The sequence below is a fragment of the Bacillus sp. 196mf genome (assembly GCF_003217275.1).
In the GTDB taxonomy this organism is placed as follows: domain Bacteria; phylum Bacillota; class Bacilli; order Bacillales; family Bacillaceae_G; genus Bacillus_A; species Bacillus_A thuringiensis_S.
The window spans coordinates 20,010-41,815 of sequence record NZ_QJTG01000015.1 but is presented as its reverse complement, the minus strand read 5'-3'; the positions used below and the strand labels follow the sequence as shown (position 1 = coordinate 41,815).

The window sequence follows — 21,806 nt, the reverse complement described above, 5'->3', positions numbered from 1 at the left end:
TTATATGAATAAAACAGTATTGCTTGTTGAAGATGAAAGAAGATTACGTGAAATTGTTAGTGATTATTTTCGTAATGAAGGCTTTGAAGTAATCGAAGCAGAAGATGGGAAAAAAGCGTTAGAGTTATTTGCAGAGCATGAAATTGATTTAATTATGTTAGATATTATGTTACCGGAAATAGATGGATGGTCTGTTTGTAGACGAATTAGAAAAGAATCAGCAGTACCAATTATTATGTTGACAGCGCGTTCGGATGAGGATGATACATTGCTAGGTTTCGAATTAGGTGCAGACGAGTATGTAACGAAACCATTTAGCCCGAAAGTATTAGTAGCTCGTGCAAAGACGTTATTGAAACGTGCGGATGGTGCGGTAGGAGTAGCGGAAGAAAATGCTATGTCTTTAGCTGGAATAGAAGTGAATCGTCTATCTAGAACTGTTTTAGTAGATGGAGAAGAAATTATATTGACACATAAAGAATTTGAACTTCTTGTGTATTTAATGGAGAACAAAGGAATTGTGTTATCACGTCAACATTTATTAGACCAGTTATGGGGATATGACTATTACGGTGATGACCGAACGGTTGATACCCATATTAAAAAACTTCGAAATAAGTTAGGAGATAAAGCGAAGCATATCGGTACTGTTATTCGAGTTGGTTATAAATTTGAAGAATAATCTAGAACGATTTGTGTAATTTAGCCTAGGAAAATGGCGATTTTATACTCTCTTTTGAAGGTAGAATGTACAAAAAATACTTTTCTTGTCTACAATGTTAGATAGGAGTATTTTTTTAATTGGATTTCACGATGAGTTCACAAGAAGGACACAAAACGTGACTATACTGAAAATACGAATTCACCAGAGAGGGGAAATAAAACATGGGATATTACGACGGACCAAATTTAAATGAAGAGCATAGTGAAACGAGAGAAGTGAGAAAATCAGGTAGTAAAAAAGGCTATTTCTTCACAGGTTTAGTGGGAGCTGTAGTCGGAGCGGTTTCGATTAGTTTTGCAGCACCATATATGCCATGGGCTCAAAATAATGGAGCACCAGTATCATCATTTAGTTCGGATTCAAAAGTAGAAGGTACTGTAGTTCCTGTTGTAAATAAAGCGAAAAATGAAACTGATTTACCTGGTATGATTGAAGGAGCGAAAGACGTTGTTGTAGGTGTTATTAATATGCAGCAAAGTGTTGATCCATTTGCAATGCAACCGACAGGTCAAGAACAACAAGCTGGTTCAGGATCAGGTGTTATTTATAAAAAAGCAGGAAATAAAGCATATATTGTAACAAACAACCACGTAGTAGATGGTGCAAATAAACTTGCTGTAAAACTAAGTGATGGTAAAAAGGTAGATGCAAAGTTAGTAGGGAAAGATCCTTGGTTAGATTTAGCTGTTGTTGAAATTGACGGCTCTAATGTGAATAAAGTTGCAACTTTAGGTGACTCAAGTAAAATCCGTGCGGGTGAAAAAGCAATTGCAATCGGTAACCCACTAGGATTTGATGGAAGTGTAACGGAAGGCATTATTAGTAGTAAAGAACGTGAAATTCCAGTTGATATTGATGGCGATAAACGACCAGATTGGCAAGCACAAGTTATTCAAACAGATGCAGCGATTAACCCAGGTAATAGCGGTGGTGCATTATTTAACCAAAATGGTGAAATAATTGGGATTAATTCAAGTAAAATTGCACAGCAAGAAGTTGAAGGAATTGGATTTGCTATTCCAATTAATATCGCAAAGCCAGTTATTGAATCACTTGAAAAAGACGGAGTAGTAAAACGTCCAGCTCTTGGAGTAGGTGTCGTTTCGTTAGAAGATGTGCAAGCTTATGCAGTCAATCAATTGAAAGTACCGAAAGAAGTAACAAACGGTGTTGTATTAGGTAAAATTTACCCAATATCACCGGCAGAAAAAGCTGGTTTAGAGCAATATGATATTGTAGTAGCATTAGATGATCAAAAAGTAGAAAACTCACTTCAATTCCGTAAATATTTATATGAAAAGAAAAAAGTAGGCGAGAAAGTAGAAGTTACATTCTACCGTAACGGTCAAAAAATGACGAAATCGGCTACTTTAGCAGATAATTCAGCTACAAAGAATCAATAATCGAAATAAAAGAAAGTCTCTTTCATATTGAAAGAGACTTTCTTTATCGGCTATACTAAAGGAATAGGAGGGATTAATTATGACAATTGAAAACCCAACTCGTACGGAAATTGGTGAAGTGTTAAAGAGAAGCAAAACAATTGCGGTTGTTGGATTATCAGATAAGCCAGAACGTACATCGTATATGGTTTCAAAAGCAATGCAAGATGCTGGATACCGTATTATTCCAGTTAATCCAACAGTAGATGAGGTGCTTGGAGAAAAGGCAGTTTCTTCACTAAAGGATATTAAGGAACACGTTGACATAGTAAATGTATTTCGTCGCTCAGAGTTTTTAATGGATGTTGCAAAAGAATTTGTAGAGATTGATGCAGATGTTTTTTGGGCACAATTAGGAGTACAAGATGAAGATACATATAAACTTTTAAAAGAAAAAGACTATACTGTAATAATGGATCGTTGTATTAAAGTAGAACATGCGATGACAAAATAGTATAGATTTAAAAGTAGAAAGATTGATTCAGCTCTCATTATAGATAAGTAGGGCCGATGAACGAGGTGTTCATCATGAGATTTTTTAAAGGCTGTTTTTGGGGATTGTTATTTGTAATCCCATTTTGGATCTTGATCATTTGGATCATAATAAAGGTTTGGAATGTGTAATCTTGGAATACATATCCATTTCTCGTTGACAAACGATTATTTTTCTGAAATAGTAGCCTAGAGGAATCCTTGTGAGAAAACAAGGATTTTTCTATTGAAGATGGTATATAAAAGAGATAAGATAACTTGCCAAAACTATAGTCGAGGCGTTATTCTATAATAGAAACATATGTTCTGATTTTGGATTAGGAAAGGGGCAAGGAGTTTGGCGAAGCATCAGTTCCAATATAATGAAGATGCGATTCAAGTGTTAGAAGGACTTGAAGCCGTTCGAAAACGCCCGGGTATGTATATCGGGAGTACGGATAGCCGTGGATTGCATCATTTAGTATATGAAATAGTAGATAACTCCGTTGACGAAGCGTTAGCGGGATTTGGCGACGAAATTTCAGTCGTAATACATAAAGATAATAGTATTAGCGTTATAGATAAAGGGCGAGGAATGCCTACGGGAATGCATAAACTTGGGAAACCTACACCTGAAGTTATTTTAACTGTACTTCATGCAGGTGGTAAGTTTGGTCAAGGTGGCTATAAAACGAGTGGTGGTTTACACGGTGTTGGGGCATCAGTTGTAAACGCTTTGTCAGAATGGTTAGTAGTAACAATTAAACGTGATGGTAACATTTATGAACAACGCTTTGAAAATGGTGGCGTTCCTGCAACGACGTTAGAGAAAATCGGGAAAACAAAAGAGTCTGGTACGACAATGCACTTCAAACCAGATACAACGATTTTCAGCACGACAAATTACAATTATGAAACATTATGTGAGAGATTACGTGAATCTGCATTCTTATTAAAAGGAATGAAAATCTCGATAAAAGACGAACGTAATGATTTAGAAGATATATTTCATTATGAAACAGGAATCGAAGCTTTCGTTTCATATTTAAACGAAGAAAAAGATTCAATTCACCCGGTTGTATATTTCACTGGTGAACAAAACGGGATTGAAGCAGAACTAGCATTCCAGTTTAATGATGGTTACTCAGAAAATATTCTTTCGTTTGTAAATAACGTACGTACAAAAGATGGTGGAACACACGAAGCTGGATTTAAAACAGCAATGACGCGTGTGTTCAATGAGTATGCTCGTAAAGTTTCATTATTAAAAGAAAAAGATAAAAATTTAGAAGGTACAGATATTCGTGAAGGTGTAGCGGCTATCGTTTCTGTACGTGTACCAGAAGAAGTACTTCAGTTTGAAGGACAAACGAAGGGGAAACTTGGTACAAGTGAAGCTCGTTCTTCTATTGATGCCATTGTATCAGAGCATTTAGCTTACTTTTTAGAGGAAAACCCGGATGTAGCTACACTTCTTGTGAGAAAGGCAGTTAAAGCAGCGCAAGCACGTGAGGCTGCTCGTAAAGCGAGAGAAGAAGCACGTAGTGGTAAGAAGAAGAAAAAATCAGAAGGTACGTTAAGCGGGAAGTTAACACCTGCACAATCACGTAATCCTCAGAAAAACGAATTGTATTTAGTAGAGGGTGACTCTGCTGGTGGTTCAGCGAAACAAGGACGAGACCGTCGTTTCCAGGCCGTATTACCATTACGTGGTAAAGTAATTAATACAGAGAAAGCAAAGCTTGCTGATATCTTTAAAAATGAAGAGATTAATACAATCATTTATGCGATTGGCGGCGGTGTAGGAAATGAATTTGATGTTGAAGATATTAACTACGATAAAGTTGTAATTATGACCGATGCCGATACGGATGGAGCTCATATTCAAGTATTGTTATTAACGTTCTTCTACAGATATATGAAGCCACTTATCGAAGCGGGTAAAGTGTTTATCGCACTCCCTCCTTTATACAAAGTAAGTAAAGGAAAAGGTAAGAGTGAAGTAATTGAATACGCTTGGTCAGATGAGGAATTAGACGGTGTAACGAAAAAAGTTGGAAAAGGCTATATGTTACAACGTTATAAAGGGCTTGGTGAAATGAATGCGGATCAATTATGGGAAACAACAATGAATCCTGAAACGCGTACATTAATTCGCGTGAAAATTGATGATGCAGCAAGAGCAGAGCGTCGCGTTACAACATTAATGGGCGATAAAGTAGAACCGCGCCGTAAATGGATTGAACGTAATGTACAGTTTGGTATGCAAGAAGAAGGAAATATTTTAGAAAATGAAATGATTATGGAGACGGAGGTGGAATAACATGCAAGCAGAGAAGTTTCATGACCTCCCGCTTGAAGACGTGTTAGGTGATCGCTTTGCACGTTATAGTAAATATATTATTCAAGATCGTGCACTTCCAGATGCACGTGATGGCTTAAAGCCAGTACAAAGACGTATTTTATATTCTATGTATGTAGAAGGTAATGTACATGATAAAGCGTTTCGTAAATCAGCTAAAACAGTAGGTAATGTTATCGGTAATTATCATCCACATGGAGATTCCTCTGTATATGAAGCAATGGTACGCTTAAGCCAAACTTGGAAAGTACGTAATGTTTTAGTTGAAATGCATGGTAATAACGGTAGTGTTGATGGGGACCCAGCGGCAGCAATGCGTTATACGGAAGCTCGTTTATCACCAATCGCATCTGAATTATTACGTGATCTTGATAAAGAAACAGTTGAATTCGTGTCAAACTTTGATGATACGAGTGAAGAACCAGTTGTATTACCAGCAGCGTTCCCGAATTTATTAGTGAACGGATCTACAGGGATTTCCGCTGGTTATGCAACAGAAATTCCTCCGCATCATCTTGGAGAAGTTATTGATGCTACAATGATGCGTATTGATAAGCCAAATAGTACTGTTGATGATTTATTAACAGTTATGAAAGGACCAGATTTCCCAACAGGCGGTATTATTCAAGGGATTGATGGTATTAAAAAGGCGTATGAAACAGGTAAAGGTAAAATTATTATTCGTGGAAAAGCAGAAGTTGAAACAGTGCGCGGTGGGAAACAACAAATTGTAATCACTGAAATTCCTTACGAAGTGAATAAGGCAAACCTTGTAAAGAAAATGGATGAATTACGTCTAGATAAAAAGTTAGATGGTATTGCTGAAGTGCGTGATGAGACAGATCGTACTGGTTTACGAATTGTTGTTGAATTAAAGAAAGAAGCAAACGCCGAAGGTATTTTAAATTATTTATATAAAAATACAGATTTACAAATTCCATATAACTTTAATATGGTAGCGATTAATAATCGTCGTCCAACACTTATGACATTACCAAAAATTTTGGATGCTTATATTGGACATCAAAAAGAGGTTATTACGAGACGTTCGCAATATGAATTAAGAAAAGCAGAAAATCGTCAACATATTGTAGAAGGTTTAAAGAAAGCATTATCGATTTTAGATCAAGTAATCGAGACAATTCGAGCTTCAAAAGATAAACGTAATGCGAAAGATAATTTAAGTGCAAAATTTGGCTTTACAGAAGCACAGGCGGAAGCAATTGTTTCCTTGCAATTATATCGCTTAACGAATACAGACATTACGGCGTTACAAGAAGAAGCAGATGAGCTTAATAAGAAAATTCTAGAGCTACAGTCAATTTTACAAAGTGAAAAAAGATTACTTCAAGTCATTAAAACTGATTTGAAGAGAGTTAAGAAAACATATAGTGATGATCGCCGTGCTATTATTGAAGAACAAATTGAAGAAATTAAAATAGACGTAGAAGTGATGATTCCACAAGAAGATGTCATCGTTACTGTAACGAAAGAAGGATATGTGAAACGTACTGGATGGCGCTCACATAATGCATCAAACGGCAAAGACTTCGGTATGAAAGAGGGTGACATCTTACTTGAACGATTCGATACGAATACGACTGAAACAGTTCTTTTATTCACAAGTAAAGGGAACTATATATATCTTCCAGTATACGAAATGCCAGATATTCGTTGGAAAGATTTAGGTCAGCACGTTGCAAATATCGTTTCACTCGACCGAGATGAAACGATCATTTGGGCAACGGTTGTACCGAACTTTGAGGAAGAAAAACGATTTATCGTATTTGTAACACGAAATGGTATGATAAAGAAAACAGAATTAAATCAATATAAAGTTCAGCGTTATTCAAGGGCATTCGTTGCTGTAAACTTGAAAAAAGATGATGAAGTTGTCGATATATTTGCGACAGATGGAACGAGTGATATCGTTCTTGCTACACATGGTGCATATGCACTTATTTTCCATGAAGATGAAGTAAGTCCAGTCGGTGTAAGAGCTGCTGGTGTGAAAGCAATTAATTTAAAAGAAGATGACTATGTCGCTTCTGGTAAACCGTTAAATGGTGATAAAGATCAACTTATTCTCGTAACGCAGCGTGGTGCTGTAAAACGTCTAAAAGCATCAGAAATTGAAAAATCAACGAGGGCGAAGCGAGGCCTTGTTATTTTCAAAGAGTTAAAACGTAATCCGTACCGCATTGTCGGTATTGAAATTGTTCGGGACGATGAATTAGTTTACATGAAGACAGAGAAAAACATTGTAGAAGAGATTGATCCGAAAGCGTATCGAAATAAAGACCGGTATAGTAATGGTAGCCTAGTGCTAGATGTAAATGATACTGGTGAAGTAGTAGAAACGTGGACGAAGAAAAGACCAGAATAAAGAGGGCATCTTGCTATGAATAGTAGCAAGATGCTTTTTTCTAGGCAATTTATTATGTAAATAATAATAATCTTGTTATAATAACTGAATGAAATCGTTCTCATAAAGTTCAACTAATCGGGCTTTAACAAGCAGTTGATTCCTCACCTAATTCCTTAGCTTTCACTGAATTTTGGGTTAGGAATCTTACTGCTCGTTAAAGCGGCACAAATGGAGGGGCAACATGAAAAAAATAGGTGTAGGGATTGTAGGATTTGGTTTTTCTAGTACGACATTTCATATCCCACTATTACAAACAATAGAAGAATATGATATTCGTGCTGTATTATCCTCAAAAGAAGAGGTAGTAAAAGAAACATTACCAAACGCTAATGTTGTTAGTACAATTGATGAATTGGTGAAGCGAGCTGATGTTGACTTAGTTGTTATTACATCACCTAATACAACTCATTTTCCATATGTAAAAGAAGCAATTTTAAACGGTAAGCATGTTGTTGTAGAAAAACCATTTGTTGTCTCAATTGAAGAGGGGGAAGAGCTTATTTCATTAGCAGAGCAGCATAATGTAATGTTAAGCGTATATCATAATCGTCGTTTTGATAATGATTTCTTAACAATTAAGAAATTGTTAGGAGAAAACAGAGTAGGGAATGTATACGCATATGAATCAAATTTTGATCGTTTCCGTCCACATGTACGTGATCGATGGAGAGAAAAAAATCTACCAGGTTCCGGTATATTATACGATTTAGGATCGCATTTAATTGACCAAGCGTTATCAATATTCGGGAAACCAGATGCGATAAGTGCAGATGTAATAAAACAACGACCAGGTGCAGAGGTGGATGATTATTTCCATATAGTACTTCATTACGGAGTTAAACGTGTCATTTTACGTAGCAGCAGTTATGTGAAAAAAGCTGGACCGCATTTTATAGTGCATGGAGAGAAAGGTTCTATCGTGAAGTACGGTATGGATTCGCAGGAAGAGCAATTAAAAAATGGAATGAAGCCAGGCGATAACGGTTATGGGGTAGACGATGAAGAGAATTTTGCTACGTTAGAAACAGAAGAAAGCCTAGAGCGTATTCCAACAGAAGTCGGTTGTTATGACAATTATTATAAAGGTGTACGAGATAGTATATTAAATGGTGAGAAACTACCTGTAACAGCAAAAGAAGGTTTAGATGTTATTAAATTGATTCAATTAGCGATTGAAAGTAGTGAAAAGGGTAGAGTCATTTCTATAAAATAAAAAAGACACGAAATTCGTGTCTTTTTTATTAGGAATATGTGAATATGATTAATTATTTAGTTTAGTCGTTTATCATACATTAATTGGATTTGTATGCCATAAGGATCTTCAATAATACCATATGCTTCACTAAATATATTTTTTTCTAGCGGAGAGATTATTTTCACATGCTCATCGGAAATTAAATTATTATAAAACGTTTGTATCTCTTCTAAATTAGCGCTTTGAATGCAAAGTGACATGTTATTTCCAACGTTATAAAGTTCATTAAGCTTCATTGTATCTTCCGCTATCATTAGCTTTGTATTCCCAATTTGTAAAACAGAGTGAGCAATATGATCTTTATTTTCACTTGTAATTTTAAAAGAACTATCTCTTTTCGCCAGTTCTTCATACGTAACAATCATTAACTTTTTGGCTTCTAAATTACGTATATAAAAATTAATCGCCTCCTTTGCTTGCCCATTCATTGAAAGAAAAATAGCTATTTCTAATGTCATAAATATATAACTCCTTTATTAGTTGATAATTATAATATAGATTAAAAAGGTTTCAATACATGATACCTTTTTGGGAGGGAAATATGAAAAAAACTGAACGAATAAATGACATGCTTATTTTCTTAAATAATAAAAGATATTTTAATTTAAAAGATTTAATGGCTAGATATGATATTTCTAAAAGTACCGCGTTGCGAGATATTCAATCATTGGAAGAAATAGGTGTACCCATATATTCTGAACTAGGTAGAAATGGAAGTTATAAAATTATAGAAAATAGTGTGTTATCGCCAATTTATTTTAGTGTGGATGAAATGTATGCGCTATACTTTTCAATTCTTACGCTAAATGGATACAAGACAAAACCATTTAATGTAGAAAGTATTGCACTTGAAAATAAATTTAAACATGTATTACCTGATAATGTGAGTAAAAATATTTCAATCATGGAACGAACGCTTTCCTTTGAAGTAACAAATCATAGTAATTTTAGTCCATTCTTAAAAGAAATTTTACAGGGAATTTTTGCTGAGCGAGTTTATCATTTAACATATTTAAAAAAAGGTGAGGAGCAAGCATTGGTTGCCCAATTTATTCGATTAGAATCTAAATTTGGCCAGTGGTATGCTAAAATCTTTAATTTTGAGACAAATAATGTTCAAATAATTAGATGTGATAAAATTCTTTCTATTGTGGAAACGAGCAATATTAATCCAAAAAATCTTGAAGAATTATTAAGTTATCTTACTACTTTTCACAGAAAGCCTGATGCAATTGATTTTAGCGTAATTGTTAATCAAAAAGGAAAGGATATTTTTGATAAAGAGAATTATCCTTCCATGAGGATGCAAAAGGAAAATGAAAATTACATTATAACAGGCTATTTTAACAAGCAAGAATTTGATTTTATTTCAAATTACTTTCTGAATTTCGGTGAAACGATTATCTCAATTCAGCCTGTTATGCTAAAAGAGTTAATCTATAATAAGGTGTTATCTATAAAGCAGCATTTAACCTTTTTAAGATAAAGTTAGTTTTAGTCATTTTTTGATATGAAAAAGCCCTTGCGATTTAAATATCCAAAGGGCTTTTTGGTGATTCTATTTGTTCTTTAGAAAAATTATTTTTCTGGGACGGAGAGTCCATAAAAGAACATCGTAACGATATCTTGTATATGTTTTTCGCGATCTCCTTCAAGAAGTTGTGCCCCAAAATCATCACCTAATTTAGTAAACATTTGAATGTAAAGTAACATCATTTCTTTAGTAAGGTGTGGATTAATTTCGTTTTTGCGCTGAGCTTGTTCTAATATTTCTAAATACCAGGGCAGGATTTTTTCATTTTGATAACTATAAATAAACTTACGGAGTTCTTCGTCCCTTTGCATCATTTGTAGTAACATATCAGGTTGAAATAACCCGCCAGTATTCATTTTTCTTACAATCATTTTTTGCATCATATCATGAAAAGGTAATTTTTCTTCTGCAAGCTCTTTATAATATTGAAATTCAGATATGATAAATTCTTGTATAAGCTCCCTAAATAACGCATCTTTACTTCCGAAATGATTATAAATTGTAACTTGAGAAACGTTTGCTTCTTTTGCGATATGTTCTATTTTCACTTCATTAAATCCACGTTCTGAAAATAATACGAATGCTGCTTCTTTAATGGCACGCTTTTTCTTTTCTTTTACTCTTTCAAAGCCGTTCAATGCAATCACCTCACTTAAAATATACAAGAAAAAATAATGGAAAACAATAATTTTGAAATATGGACTAATAAATATTTCAAAAAGTTGTTGCGAATATGGAAGATGAGGAGTACAATAATTTTGAAATATCACATATTCAATATTTCAAAAAAATGAGGTGGAATTATGATTTCAGTTCAAGATGTCACAAAACAGTTTTCGAATGGAAAAGGTTTGTTTCATATTACATTTGATGTAAAAGAGGGAGAAGTATTTGGTTATTTAGGACCGAATGGTGCCGGAAAATCAACGACGATTCGTAATTTAATGGGATTTATAAAACCGACAGCTGGTAAAGCGACAATTTTTGGATTAGATTGTTGGAATGAAGCAGCGAAAATTCAAAGGGAAGTTGGTTATCTACCGGGTGAAATTTCTTTTATTGAAGGAATGAACGGATTAGAGTTTTTAAAATTAATGCAGGGAATGCGTGGATTAATGGATACGAAAAGACGAGATGAACTGATAGAGCGTCTGCAATTTGATGTGAAAACACCGATTCGCAAAATGTCTAAAGGAATGAAGCAAAAAGTAGGGATAGTCGCTGCATTTATGCACGATCCAGAGGTGTTAATTTTAGATGAACCAACATCTGGACTTGATCCACTTATGCAACAAGTGTTTATAGATTTAATATTAGAGGAAAAGCAAAGAGGAAAAACAATCCTAATGTCATCACATATTTTTACTGAAATTGAGAGAACTTGTGACAGAGTAGCTATTATTAAAGATGGTCGACTCGTAACGGTTGAAAATATTCACGATTTACAAAGTATGAGAAGACAGGTGATAGATGTAACAGTATCATCACAAGAAGAGATTGAGTCCCTTATAAAGTGTAATTTGCAATTTGAAGCGGTAAAAGGTAGAGAGGCATCTATCATTGTACAAGGAAACTATCAAACTGTTTTACAAACACTTTCAAACTATAATGTAACGGCACTTCAAACGAGAGCGATGGATTTAGAACATTTATTTATGCATTATTACGATAAGAAAGAAGGGGTAACGCATGAATAAGCAATTGTTTTTAGCTAGTTTGAAAGAAACACAAAAAAGTATTTTGAGTTATGCGTGTGGTGCGGCTTTATATTTGTGGTTATTAATTTGGATATTCCCGTCAATGGTATCAGCGAAAGGGCTAAATGAATTAATAGCTGCCATGCCTGATAGTGTGAAAAAAATCGTTGGTATGGAAAGTCCGATTCAAAACGTAATGGATTTTCTAGCGGGCGAATACTATAGTCTATTGTTTATTATCATTTTAACAATTTTTTGCGTAACAGTTGCGACACATTTAATTGCTCGTCATGTAGATAAAGGAGCAATGGCATACTTGCTAGCAACACCTGTATCTAGAGTGCAAATTGCTATTACACAAGCTGCTGTTCTCATATTGGGACTTCTGATTATTGTATCTGTTACGTATGTAGCTGGGTTAGTAGGTGCAGAATGGTTTTTACAAGATAATAACTTAAATAAAGAATTATTTTTGAAGATAAATGTAGTCGGAGGGCTCATATTTTTAGTCGTTAGTGCGTATTCATTTTTCTTTTCTTGTATATGTAATGACGAAAGAAAAGCACTAAGTTATTCAGCGAGTTTAACTATCTTATTTTTCGTATTGGATATGGTAGGGAAGTTAAGTGATAAGTTAGAGTGGATGAGAAATATATCATTATTTACGCTATTTCGTCCGAAAGAAATTGCTGAAGGAACGTATAATATATGGCCTGTAAGTATAGGGTTAACTGCCGGAGCACTTTGTATTTTCATAGTAGCAATTGTAGTGTTTAAGAAGAGGGATTTACCGTTATAAAGTAGAAAGTCCACTAGAAAGTGGGCTTTTTTTATTTGTAAATTAAAACTAGTATGTTTATCGCATAACACTTATAAAGGATATTTATCTTTTTAATTAAGAAAATATTCAAAAAAATGAACCTTTTTCTAGGTTCATACGTCTAATACATGTAAAGTTAAATTGGAAGTGATAAAGTGAGGATGAAACAGGAGGAGCAATTGTGAAAGTAATCCCTTTATATAAAATGATTATAAAAGAAGAAACGGATGTTTCTTTGGCGAAAAAAGGTAATCATGAAGCCTTTATAGCGCTTATGCATACAGAAAAAGTGAAGATGTATCGAATAGCAAAGGCGATGTTACGTGATGAGACAAATATAGAGGATGCGATACAGACAACAATTTTAAAGGCCTATGAAAATATAAAAAAATTAAAAAAAGAAGAATTTTTTCAAACTTGGTTAATTCGAATACTAATAAATGAGTGTAACAATATTATTAGAGCGTATAAAAATGTAATTGTGACAGAAGAGAATGATTACAATATGAGTGCGTGTGATCAGTATGAAGATATAGATTTGTGTAATGCGATTCAATCGTTACATGAAGAATTAAGAGCTGTTACGGTGCTTTATTATTATGAAGATATGAATCAAGAGAGTATAGCAAAGCTGTTAGAAATACCGAAAGGAACAGTGAAATCAAGATTGTCACGCGCGAGGGAACAACTACAAAAACGATTAAAGATGGAATAGGGGGTGTAAAGGATGGATAATGAAAAATTATTTGATGAGAAATTAAAAAAGAGAATAAAAGATGAAAATGTTATAGTACCTCCAGAGTTAAATGAAAAAATTAATGGCACGCTACATAATCTTAAGGTAAAAAAGAAGAGTTACAAAATTCATATGATGATAATTAGTGCAGCGGTTTGTATACTTTCAGTGGTATCTATGTCTGAGTTTTCTATACAAAGTTTTGCGCAAAATGGTGGAGTATTTGAATATGTAAAGAAAAAAGCGTTTTCTGATTTTGAAAATGAAGAAGAAATAAAATCGAATGTACATTATCCAGATAAAGAAAAGATTCATCAAAAAATGCTAGATTCTATTGATTATTTTAAAAATATTTCAGGACAATTTGAGGAATATTCTAGCTCATCAAGAATTGCTACAACATATAAGTATGCGATTGATACGGAGAAACAAAGAGGTATCTCTTCGAAAGAAGATAAACTAGCCAAAAAACGAACAATTATATATAACGAGGGGAAGAAAAAAGAGTTTGATGATGAGAAGTATACCTATAAAGAGACAAAATGGAACCCGAAAGAAAGAAACAATGAACTATTAAAATTAAATCCTACGGAAAGGTTAGTGAGAAAATCAGATGAGAAAAAGCGATATGATGATGAATATATAGGGCTAGCTAAATATAGTATTCAATCAGAATTCGCAGATTTGTTAATTCGATATAAAGATTGGAATTATAAAGAAACGAAATATCTTGGATTAGATTGTTACAAAATTGAAGGAGTCATCAACATAGAGATGCCTGTTAGCACCTCTGAAGATTTAAGAGGGAAATTCGAAATGGTTGTGGAGAAAAATACAGGGATTATGTTGAAATTTCTTAGTTTTCAAGAAGGCTTGATTCAATATTCAGTTACGACTGAATGGATACAAATAGATAAGGGATTGAAAGAAAGTATGTTTCAAAAGGATAGCGCTAAATATGAAAGAATGAAAAACATATTGGATGAATAGAAACAGGAGGAGAGTAAATGGAGAATCATTCATCTTTAAGAGAAGAGAAAAATAAGCAAAAATATAAAAAGAAAACGATAATAAGTTTACTACTGGCGGTATTACTATTTGGTGGAATTGGCTATGGAGCCTATGTATATATGAAAACTTCTAGTCTCGTACAAAAATCTAATTTGAATTTAGCACGAGGTGAAAAATCCAATTTACGTGAGAAATCTGTAAAGCCAATTGCAAATCATGTTTCACTTTTAATTATGGGAATTGATGAAAATCAAGAACGACAAAAGGAATATAATGGTGCATTTCATACAGATGCATTATTGTTAGCGACTTTTAATAAAGACGATAAAACAGTGAAATTAACGAGCATACCGCGTGATACATATACATATGTTCCAGTTGAAAAGAAAAAAGATAAAATAACCCATGCATATGGAAGTGGTTTCGTTAAAAATGGTAGAGATGGAGGACCGCAAGCTTGTGTGGAAGCGGTAGAAAAATTGTTACAGGTGCCCGTTGATTATTTTGTGAAATTTAATTTTGGTTCCTTTACTAAAATTGTTGATGGGTTAGATGGTATTGAAGTGGATGTCCCGGTTGAATTTACGGAGCAAAATAGTAAAGATGAACCTGATGCGATTCATTTGATAAAAGGATTACAAAAATTAAATGGGGAAGAAGCACTTGCACTAGCAAGAACGCGCCATATTGATAGTGATGCAATGAGAGGACAGCGCCAACAACTTGTTATTGAAGCGATTTTAAGTAAATTAAAAAGTGTAGGATCGATTACGAAGCTAGAAAAAATAGTTGAGGCGGTTGATAGTGATTTTAAAACAAATTTAGTAATGGATGATATTTTATCTTTTTATAAATACGGTTTAAACGGTTCAGTTGAAAAAATACAATTAGCTGGTGATGATTTATACTTACCTAATGGCCCAAACGGGCAACGTGTATATTATTATAACCCTAATAAAAAAGATCTACAGAGTTTGAGTAATACTCTTAGAACACATCTAGGGTTAAGTGAAAAGCAAATTGAGGAGAATTAAAGCAGACGAAATGTCTGCTTTTTTATTTTTGTAGAAAAGAGGTTTGTTACGATATACATTATTTATTAACAATAATTTACAAGTTTGTTTATAGTGAAGGGATATAAAGACTATTAAATCAATACATAGAATTCCATGAGGTATAGTGTTTCGAAAGGTTAAGGAATTTTTATGAATATTACTGTAAAAAAATAATTTTTTAAAAATTTTCAATAATAACACTTTACAAAACTCAAAAAATTAGTAGAATAATAGTTAATAAGAATCTTCTGATAAATATATAAAGAGAAACAGAATTATCAGAAAATTCTTAAGTGAGAGCGTTAAGAATTAGGGAGGGTACAGAAAGTGAAAAAGAAAAAAATGAAAAAACTAACAGCGGTTGTAGTACCAGTTTTAGCAATGAGTATGGCATTAACAGCATGTTCTACATCAGGTGGAGATAAGAAGACAAGCACAAATTCTAGCTCTGGTGGAGATAGTAAATCAGAAGGAAAATTAGCAGCAAAACAAGTACTAAATCGTACTGAAACAAATGAGATTCCAACAATGGATACTTCTAAAAATACAGATACATTAGGTTCTCAAATTTTAGGGAACACAATGGAAGGTTTATATCGATTAGATAAAGATAACAAACCAATCCCAGCTGCTGCAGAATCAAGCACGAAGAGTGAGGATGGTAAAAAATATACATTTAAATTACGTAAAGATGCAAAATGGTCAAATGGTGATCCTGTAACAGCGAAAGATTTCGTATATGCATGGCAACGCCTATTAGATCCAAAAACAGCTGCTGAGTATGCATTTATCGCATTCCCAATTAAAAATGCAGAAGCGGTGAATAAAGGTGAAAAACCTGTAACAGAACTAGGAGTAAAGGCAGTAGATGATACTACTTTAGAAGTTGAATTAGAACAAGCAGTACCATACTTCTTAAACTTAGTAGCATTCCCATCGTACTATCCGTTAAATGAGAAGTTTGTAAAAGAAAAAGGGGATAAATACGGTTTAGAGTCTGATACAACAGTATATAATGGACCGTTTGTTCTAACTGATTGGAAGCATGAGCAAGGCTGGAAATTAAAGAAAAATGATCAATATTGGGATAAAAAGACTGTAAAACTAGATGAGATTAATTATAGTGTTGTAAAAGAACCAGCAACACGTGTGAATTTATATGATAGTGGTCAAATTGATGTTGCTTTATTAACGGGAGAGTTTGTTGATAAGTATAGAAATAATAAGGAAGAGTTTGGGACTTATTCACAAGTAAGTACTTACTTTATTCGTATGAACCAAAAACGTGGTGGACAAGATACACCATTAAAGAGTCAAAAATTACGTGAAGCAATTGCCTACTCTATTGATAAGAAAAATTTAGCAAATGTTATTTTAAATGATGGATCTAAACCAGCAGACTTCTTAGTACCGAAAGGATTAGCAACTGGACCAGACGGTAAAGACTTCCAAGAAACATTTAAAAACGGTATCAAACCAGATGCGAAAAAAGCAGCTGCTGCATGGGAAGCAGCGAAAAAAGAACTTGGAAAAGATCAAGTTACAATTGAGCTATTAAACTATGATACTGGTAATGCGAAAAAAGTTGGGGAATATGTAAAAGATCAAATCGAGAAGAATTTAAAAGGTGTAACAGTTAATATTAAACTTCAGCCGTTCAAGCAAAAACTAAAATTAGAAACAGAGCAAGATTATGATATTTCATATGGCGGTTGGAATCCAGATTATGCGGATCCAATGACATTCTTAGATATGTTTGAGTCTAAACATTCTCATAACCAAATGAGCTTCTCTGATCAGAAATATGATGAAATGATTAAAAAAGCTGGTGGAGAATTAATGGGCGATGCGAAGAAACGTTGGGAAGAGCTAGGACAAGCTGAGAAATTACTTCTTGAGAAAGATGTAGCAATTGTGCCTTTATACCAACGTGGTGATGCATATGTTCAAAAACCAAATGCAAAAGGCATCGTTCACCATAACATTAGCCCAGAGTATAGCTTCAAGTGGACATATATGACTGAAAAAGATGGAAAATAATTTTTAAACAGTGATGCTATATTTAAGTGGATGTATACAAGTTTCTTAGCTTATTTTGTAGTGAGAATCTCGTTAGCCACAATAGAAAGATAAAATGATAGAGCATTCCAAAAGTAGATTATTTACTTTTGGAATGCTCTTTTTATTATGAGATTACATGTAAATAAATCGATAGATGTAAGGAAGAATTTGTATCATGACAATTGTAAAAAATACGTTTTACTATAATAAAAAAATAATTTTTAGAATATTTTAAAAATAACTTTACAAAAGCGGAAAAATTAGTAGAATATTAATTAATAAGAATTTTCTGATAACTAGTTATTAGAAAGTCTATCAAAAATGGTTTCGTACATATAATTGGGGAGGGTACAAAAATGAAGAAAAAGATGAAAAAGTTCACGGCGGTTGTAGCGCCAGTTTTAGCAATGAGTATGGCGTTGACAGCGTGTTCTGGATCTGGTGGGGAGAAGAAATCAACTACGACGTCTAGTGGTGGTGGGGAAGAGAAAAAAGCTGAAATTAAATATGCAGCGAAACAAGTATTAAATCGTACAGAAAATCAAGAAATTCCGACGATGGATGTTTCAAAATCTACTGATACATTAGGTTCTCAAATTTTAGGGAACACAATGGAAGGTTTATATCGATTAGATAAAGATAATAAGCCAATCCCAGCTGTGGCAGAATCTAGTACGAAAAGCGAGGATGGCAAAAAATATACATTTAAACTACGTAAAGATGCAAAATGGTCAAACGGTGATCCTGTAACAGCGAAAGATTTCGTATACGGATGGCAGCGCTTACTCGATAAAAATACAGCTGCAGAATATGCGTTTATCGCTTTCTATATTAAAAATGCAGAAGCAATTAATAAAGGTGAAAAACCTCTAACAGATTTAGGAGCAAAAGCGGTAGATGATTATACACTAGAAGTAGAATTAGAAAAGCCAGTACCGTATTTCTTGAATTTAATGGCATTCCCATCGTACTATCCTTTAAATGAAAAGTTCGTAAAAGAAAAAGGAGATAAGTTCGGTTTAGAAGCAGATACAACGTTGTATAACGGACCGTTCGTTATGGCGTCATGGAAACATGAACAAGGATGGCAATTAAAGAAAAATGATCAGTATTGGGATAAAAAGACTGTGAAATTAGAAGAAATTAACTATAGTGTAGTAAAAGAAGTTGCGACGAAAGTAAACTTATATGATACAGGATCAATTGATTTTACACTATTATCAGGAGAATTTGTTGATAAATATAAATCGAACAAAGAGGAGTACGGTGAGTATTCAGAAGCAAGTACATTCTTCTTACGTTTAAATCAAAAGCGTAACGGACAAGATACACCGTTAAAGAGCAAAAAACTACGTGAAGCAATCGCATTATCAATTGATAAAAAAGGTTTAGCGAACGTTATTTTAAATAACGGTTCAAAAGCAACAGATCAATTAGTACCAAAAGGGCTTGCGACAGGGCCTGACGGTAAAGATTACCAAGATACATTTAAAAATGGTCTAAAATATGATCCGAAAAAAGGTGCAGCAGCTTGGGAAGCAGCGAAAAAAGAACTTGGAAAAGATCAAGTGACAATTGAACTACTAAGCTATGATGATGGAACTGCGAAAAAAATTGCTGACTATTTTAAAGATCAAATTGAGAAAAACTTAAAAGGTGTAACGGTTAACACGAAAATTCAGCCGTTCAAACAAAAACTGAAATTAGAGTCAGCGCAAGATTATGAAGTTTCATTTGCAGGTTGGAGCCCAGATTATTCGGATCCAATGACGTTTATTGATATGTTTGAATCGAAGAGCCCATATAACCAAATGAGTTATTCGAATCCAAAATATGATGAAATGGTAGCGAAAGCAGGTAATGAATTATTGTCTGATCCGAAGAAGCGTTGGGAAACGTTAGGAAAAGCAGAGAAATTGTTCCTTGAAGAAGATGCAGGATTAATTCCTTTATATCAAACAGGTAGAGCGTATGTAATGAAACCGAATGTTAAAGGAATTGTGAAACATAACATCAGTCCAGAATATAGCTTTAAGTGGGCTTATGTAACGGAAGGGAAATAATAAAAAAGAGCGTTTTAAAGGTAGATAAATGACTTTTAGAACGCTCTTTTACTATTAAATTAAATAGAGAAGAATAAGAAAAGTGGTACTTACATATAGTAGATGTGGGAGAATTCGTATAGTAGTAATAGATTGTTATTGAAGTAAATAAATTAATTATTATGAATGTTTTTAAAAATACTTTACAATTCGAGAAAAATTAGTAGAATGATAATTAGTAATAATTTTCTGATAATTTAAATTAGAAATCTCTCAAAGTTAGTTTCGTACATATAATTGGGGAGGGTACAAGAATGAAGAAAAAGATGAAAAAGTTTACGGCGGTTGTAGCGCCAGTATTAGCAATGAGTGTGGCGTTAACAGCATGTTCTGGATCTTCTGGTGGGGAGAAGAAAACGACTACGACGTCTAATAGTGGCGGGGAAGAGAAAAAATCCGATATTAAATATGCGGCACAGCAAGTAATGAATCGTACAGAAACGAATGAAATTCCGACGATGGATACTTCTAAAAATACAGATACGTTAGGTTCTCAAATTTTAGGAAACACGATGGAAGGGTTATATCGTCTAGATAAAGATAACAAGCCAATTCCAGCGGCGGCAGAATCTAGTACGAAAAGCGAGGATGGCAAAAAATATACATTCAAATTACGAAAAGATGCAAAATGGTCAAACGGTGATCCTGTAACAGCGAAAGATTTCGTATTTGCATGGCAACGTCTAGTAGATCCAAAAACAGCTGCTGAGTATGCGTTTATTGCTTACTATCTTAAAAATGCAGAGGCAATAAATCAAGGGAAAGCAGAAGTTTCTACATTAGGTGTAAAAGCGGTAGATGATTATACGCTGGAAGTTGAACTAGAGAGACCAGTACCATATTTCTTAAATTTAATGGCATTCGCGTCATACTATCCATTAAATGAAAAGTTCGTAAAAGAAAAAGGAGATAAATACGGTTTAGAGTCTGATACGACAGTTTATAATGGACCGTTTGTACTTACTGATTGGAAGCATGAACAAGGTTGGAAATTAAAGAAAAATGATCAGTATTGGGATAAAAAGACTGTAAAACTAGAAGAAATCAACTATAGTGTAGTAAAAGAACCAGCTACAAGAGTAAATTTATATGATACAGGTGCGATTGATTTTACACTTTTATCAGGTGAATTTGTTGATAAGTATAGAAATAATAAAGAAGAGTTTGGTGCATATTCAGAAACAAGTACGTTTTACTTGCGTCTAAATCAAAAACGTGGTGGGCAAGATACACCGTTAAAGAGTAAAAAATTACGTGAAGCAATTGCATTATCAATCGATAAGAAAGCTTTAACGAATGTCATTTTAAATGATGGTTCAAAACCAGTGGATTATTTAGTACCAAAAGGTTTAGCAGCTGGACCAGATGGTAAAGATTTCGCAGAAACGTTTAAAAATGGTTTAAAACAAGACTCTAAAAAGGCAGCAGCAGCCTGGGAAGCTGCGAAAAAAGAACTTGGAAAAGATCAAGTGACAATAGAGCTATTAAATTATGATACTGGTAATGCGAAAAAGGTTGGGGAGTATGTAAAAGATCAAATTGAAAAGAATTTAAAGGGTGTAACAGTAAATATTAAACTTCAGCCATTTAAGCAAAAACTAAAATTAGAATCAGACCAAGATTATGATTTCTCATATGGCGGCTGGAATCCAGATTATGCGGATCCAATGACATATCTTGATATGTTTGAAACGAAAAATTCACAGAATCAGATGAGCTATTCAAATTCAAAATATGATGACATTATTAATAAAAGTAAGACGGAATGGATGGCTGATGCAAAAAAACGTTGGACAGAGCTAGGGAAAGCAGAAAAACTGTTACTTGAAGAAGATGTAGCGCTCGTACCTTTATATCAAAGTGGTAGATCGTATGTTATGAAACCAAATGTAAAGGGAATTGTAAAACATAATATTAGTCCGGAATATAGTTTCAAATGGGCGTATGTAGAAGAGAAATAATAAAGTGAAATTTTAACCAGTGTGGATTTTTCCTCATTCCCCTGTGAAAGAAAAGAGCATTTTCAAGTTGCGGTATCGCACTTGAAAATGCTTTTTTTCTATGCACGATTTTTTTCTGGATGAATATATGTATTATAGAAAACTTGA

General features: G+C 33.8%; 17 protein-coding genes. 15 read left to right on the top strand and 2 right to left on the bottom strand.

From position 1 onward, the window contains the following. The first annotated feature begins 4 nt into the window (after positions 1-4). The 6 genes from ATL10_RS19600 to ATL10_RS19570 all read left to right on the top strand — a co-directional run bounded on the left by ATL10_RS19600 (position 5) and on the right by ATL10_RS19570 (position 8,640). Positions 5-682 (top strand): response regulator transcription factor, encoded by a 678-nt coding sequence (locus tag ATL10_RS19600; RefSeq protein WP_001044679.1) that lies wholly within the window; start codon positions 5-7, stop codon positions 680-682. 203 nt (positions 683-885) lie between these two features. Continuing rightward, a complete protein-coding gene (locus ATL10_RS19595; RefSeq protein WP_000542643.1) occupies positions 886-2,127 on the top strand; it encodes a S1C family serine protease in 1,242 nt (413 codons plus the stop codon). A gap of 79 nt (positions 2,128-2,206) precedes the next feature. Further along, the gene (locus ATL10_RS19590; RefSeq protein WP_000151397.1) at positions 2,207-2,620 is read left to right on the top strand and encodes a CoA-binding protein; all 414 of its coding nucleotides are present in this window, start codon (positions 2,207-2,209) and stop codon (positions 2,618-2,620) included. Positions 2,621-2,995: 375 nt separating this feature from the next. Then, on the top strand, positions 2,996-4,960 hold the full coding sequence (gene parE, locus ATL10_RS19580) for a DNA topoisomerase IV subunit B (RefSeq protein WP_001062197.1): 1,965 nt from the start codon (positions 2,996-2,998) through the stop codon (positions 4,958-4,960). 1 nt (position 4,961) lies between these two features. Then, positions 4,962-7,385 (top strand): DNA topoisomerase IV subunit A, encoded by a 2,424-nt coding sequence (gene parC / locus ATL10_RS19575; RefSeq protein WP_001147467.1) that lies wholly within the window; start codon positions 4,962-4,964, stop codon positions 7,383-7,385. A gap of 223 nt (positions 7,386-7,608) precedes the next feature. Continuing rightward, positions 7,609-8,640 (top strand): oxidoreductase, encoded by a 1,032-nt coding sequence (locus ATL10_RS19570; RefSeq protein WP_090977393.1) that lies wholly within the window; start codon positions 7,609-7,611, stop codon positions 8,638-8,640. Between the two features lie 56 nt (positions 8,641-8,696). Here the strand turns inward: ATL10_RS19570 and ATL10_RS19565 are convergent, their stop codons facing one another. Next, positions 8,697-9,140: a VOC family protein gene (locus ATL10_RS19565; protein ID WP_090977395.1), complete on the bottom strand. Its 444-nt coding sequence runs from the start codon at positions 9,138-9,140 to the stop codon at positions 8,697-8,699. A 59-nt stretch (positions 9,141-9,199) separates the two neighbouring features. Here ATL10_RS19565 and ATL10_RS19560 point away from each other — a divergent pair, with 59 nt between their 5' ends. Continuing rightward, a complete protein-coding gene (locus ATL10_RS19560) occupies positions 9,200-10,168 on the top strand; it encodes a helix-turn-helix transcriptional regulator (RefSeq protein WP_089171584.1) in 969 nt (322 codons plus the stop codon). Between the two features lie 92 nt (positions 10,169-10,260). Here the strand turns inward: ATL10_RS19560 and ATL10_RS19555 are convergent, their stop codons facing one another. Beyond that, complete coding sequence (locus ATL10_RS19555; RefSeq protein WP_003291871.1) at positions 10,261-10,863, bottom strand: TetR/AcrR family transcriptional regulator; 603 nt, start codon at positions 10,861-10,863, stop codon at positions 10,261-10,263. A 156-nt stretch (positions 10,864-11,019) separates the two neighbouring features. Here ATL10_RS19555 and ATL10_RS19550 point away from each other — a divergent pair, with 156 nt between their 5' ends. From ATL10_RS19550 to ATL10_RS19515, 8 genes are all read left to right on the top strand, one after another. Next, positions 11,020-11,913 (top strand): ABC transporter ATP-binding protein, encoded by an 894-nt coding sequence (locus ATL10_RS19550; protein WP_110497359.1) that lies wholly within the window; start codon positions 11,020-11,022, stop codon positions 11,911-11,913. Further along, entirely contained in the window at positions 11,906-12,712 is an 807-nt protein-coding gene (locus ATL10_RS19545; protein ID WP_090977396.1) for an ABC transporter permease subunit, read from the top strand. Before ATL10_RS19550 ends, ATL10_RS19545 begins: the two co-directional genes overlap by 8 nt. 202 nt (positions 12,713-12,914) lie before the next feature. After that, positions 12,915-13,448: an RNA polymerase sigma factor gene (locus ATL10_RS19540; protein ID WP_023522718.1), complete on the top strand. Its 534-nt coding sequence runs from the start codon at positions 12,915-12,917 to the stop codon at positions 13,446-13,448. 12 nt (positions 13,449-13,460) lie between these two features. Beyond that, complete coding sequence (locus tag ATL10_RS19535; protein WP_090977398.1) at positions 13,461-14,459, top strand: anti-sigma factor; 999 nt, start codon at positions 13,461-13,463, stop codon at positions 14,457-14,459. A gap of 17 nt (positions 14,460-14,476) precedes the next feature. Beyond that, complete coding sequence (locus ATL10_RS19530; RefSeq protein WP_090977400.1) at positions 14,477-15,514, top strand: LCP family protein; 1,038 nt, start codon at positions 14,477-14,479, stop codon at positions 15,512-15,514. Between the two features lie 348 nt (positions 15,515-15,862). After that, complete coding sequence (locus tag ATL10_RS19525; protein ID WP_110497357.1) at positions 15,863-17,575, top strand: peptide ABC transporter substrate-binding protein; 1,713 nt, start codon at positions 15,863-15,865, stop codon at positions 17,573-17,575. A gap of 377 nt (positions 17,576-17,952) precedes the next feature. Next, positions 17,953-19,659 carry a peptide ABC transporter substrate-binding protein gene (locus ATL10_RS19520; RefSeq protein WP_000728442.1) on the top strand — a complete coding sequence of 569 codons (1,707 nt, stop codon included), beginning with the start codon at positions 17,953-17,955 and terminating at the stop codon, positions 19,657-19,659. 293 nt (positions 19,660-19,952) lie between these two features. Continuing rightward, positions 19,953-21,659, top strand: coding sequence for a peptide ABC transporter substrate-binding protein (locus ATL10_RS19515; RefSeq protein ID WP_053563837.1), 1,707 nt, complete (start codon positions 19,953-19,955; stop codon positions 21,657-21,659). Positions 21,660-21,806: the final 147 nt, after the last annotated feature.

Coding starts and splice junctions, on each gene's coding strand:
- ATL10_RS19600 (WP_001044679.1), top strand. CDS start 5: ATGAATAAAACAGTATTGCTTGTTGAAGATGAAAGAAGATTACGTGAA.
- ATL10_RS19595 (WP_000542643.1), top strand. CDS start 886: ATGGGATATTACGACGGACCAAATTTAAATGAAGAGCATAGTGAAACG.
- ATL10_RS19590 (WP_000151397.1), top strand. CDS start 2,207: ATGACAATTGAAAACCCAACTCGTACGGAAATTGGTGAAGTGTTAAAG.
- parC (WP_001147467.1), top strand. CDS start 4,962: ATGCAAGCAGAGAAGTTTCATGACCTCCCGCTTGAAGACGTGTTAGGT.
- ATL10_RS19570 (WP_090977393.1), top strand. CDS start 7,609: ATGAAAAAAATAGGTGTAGGGATTGTAGGATTTGGTTTTTCTAGTACG.
- ATL10_RS19565 (WP_090977395.1), bottom strand. CDS start 9,140: ATGACATTAGAAATAGCTATTTTTCTTTCAATGAATGGGCAAGCAAAG.
- ATL10_RS19560 (WP_089171584.1), top strand. CDS start 9,200: ATGATACCTTTTTGGGAGGGAAATATGAAAAAAACTGAACGAATAAAT.
- ATL10_RS19550 (WP_110497359.1), top strand. CDS start 11,020: ATGATTTCAGTTCAAGATGTCACAAAACAGTTTTCGAATGGAAAAGGT.
- ATL10_RS19545 (WP_090977396.1), top strand. CDS start 11,906: ATGAATAAGCAATTGTTTTTAGCTAGTTTGAAAGAAACACAAAAAAGT.
- ATL10_RS19535 (WP_090977398.1), top strand. CDS start 13,461: ATGGATAATGAAAAATTATTTGATGAGAAATTAAAAAAGAGAATAAAA.
- ATL10_RS19530 (WP_090977400.1), top strand. CDS start 14,477: ATGGAGAATCATTCATCTTTAAGAGAAGAGAAAAATAAGCAAAAATAT.
- ATL10_RS19520 (WP_000728442.1), top strand. CDS start 17,953: ATGAAGAAAAAGATGAAAAAGTTCACGGCGGTTGTAGCGCCAGTTTTA.
- ATL10_RS19515 (WP_053563837.1), top strand. CDS start 19,953: ATGAAGAAAAAGATGAAAAAGTTTACGGCGGTTGTAGCGCCAGTATTA.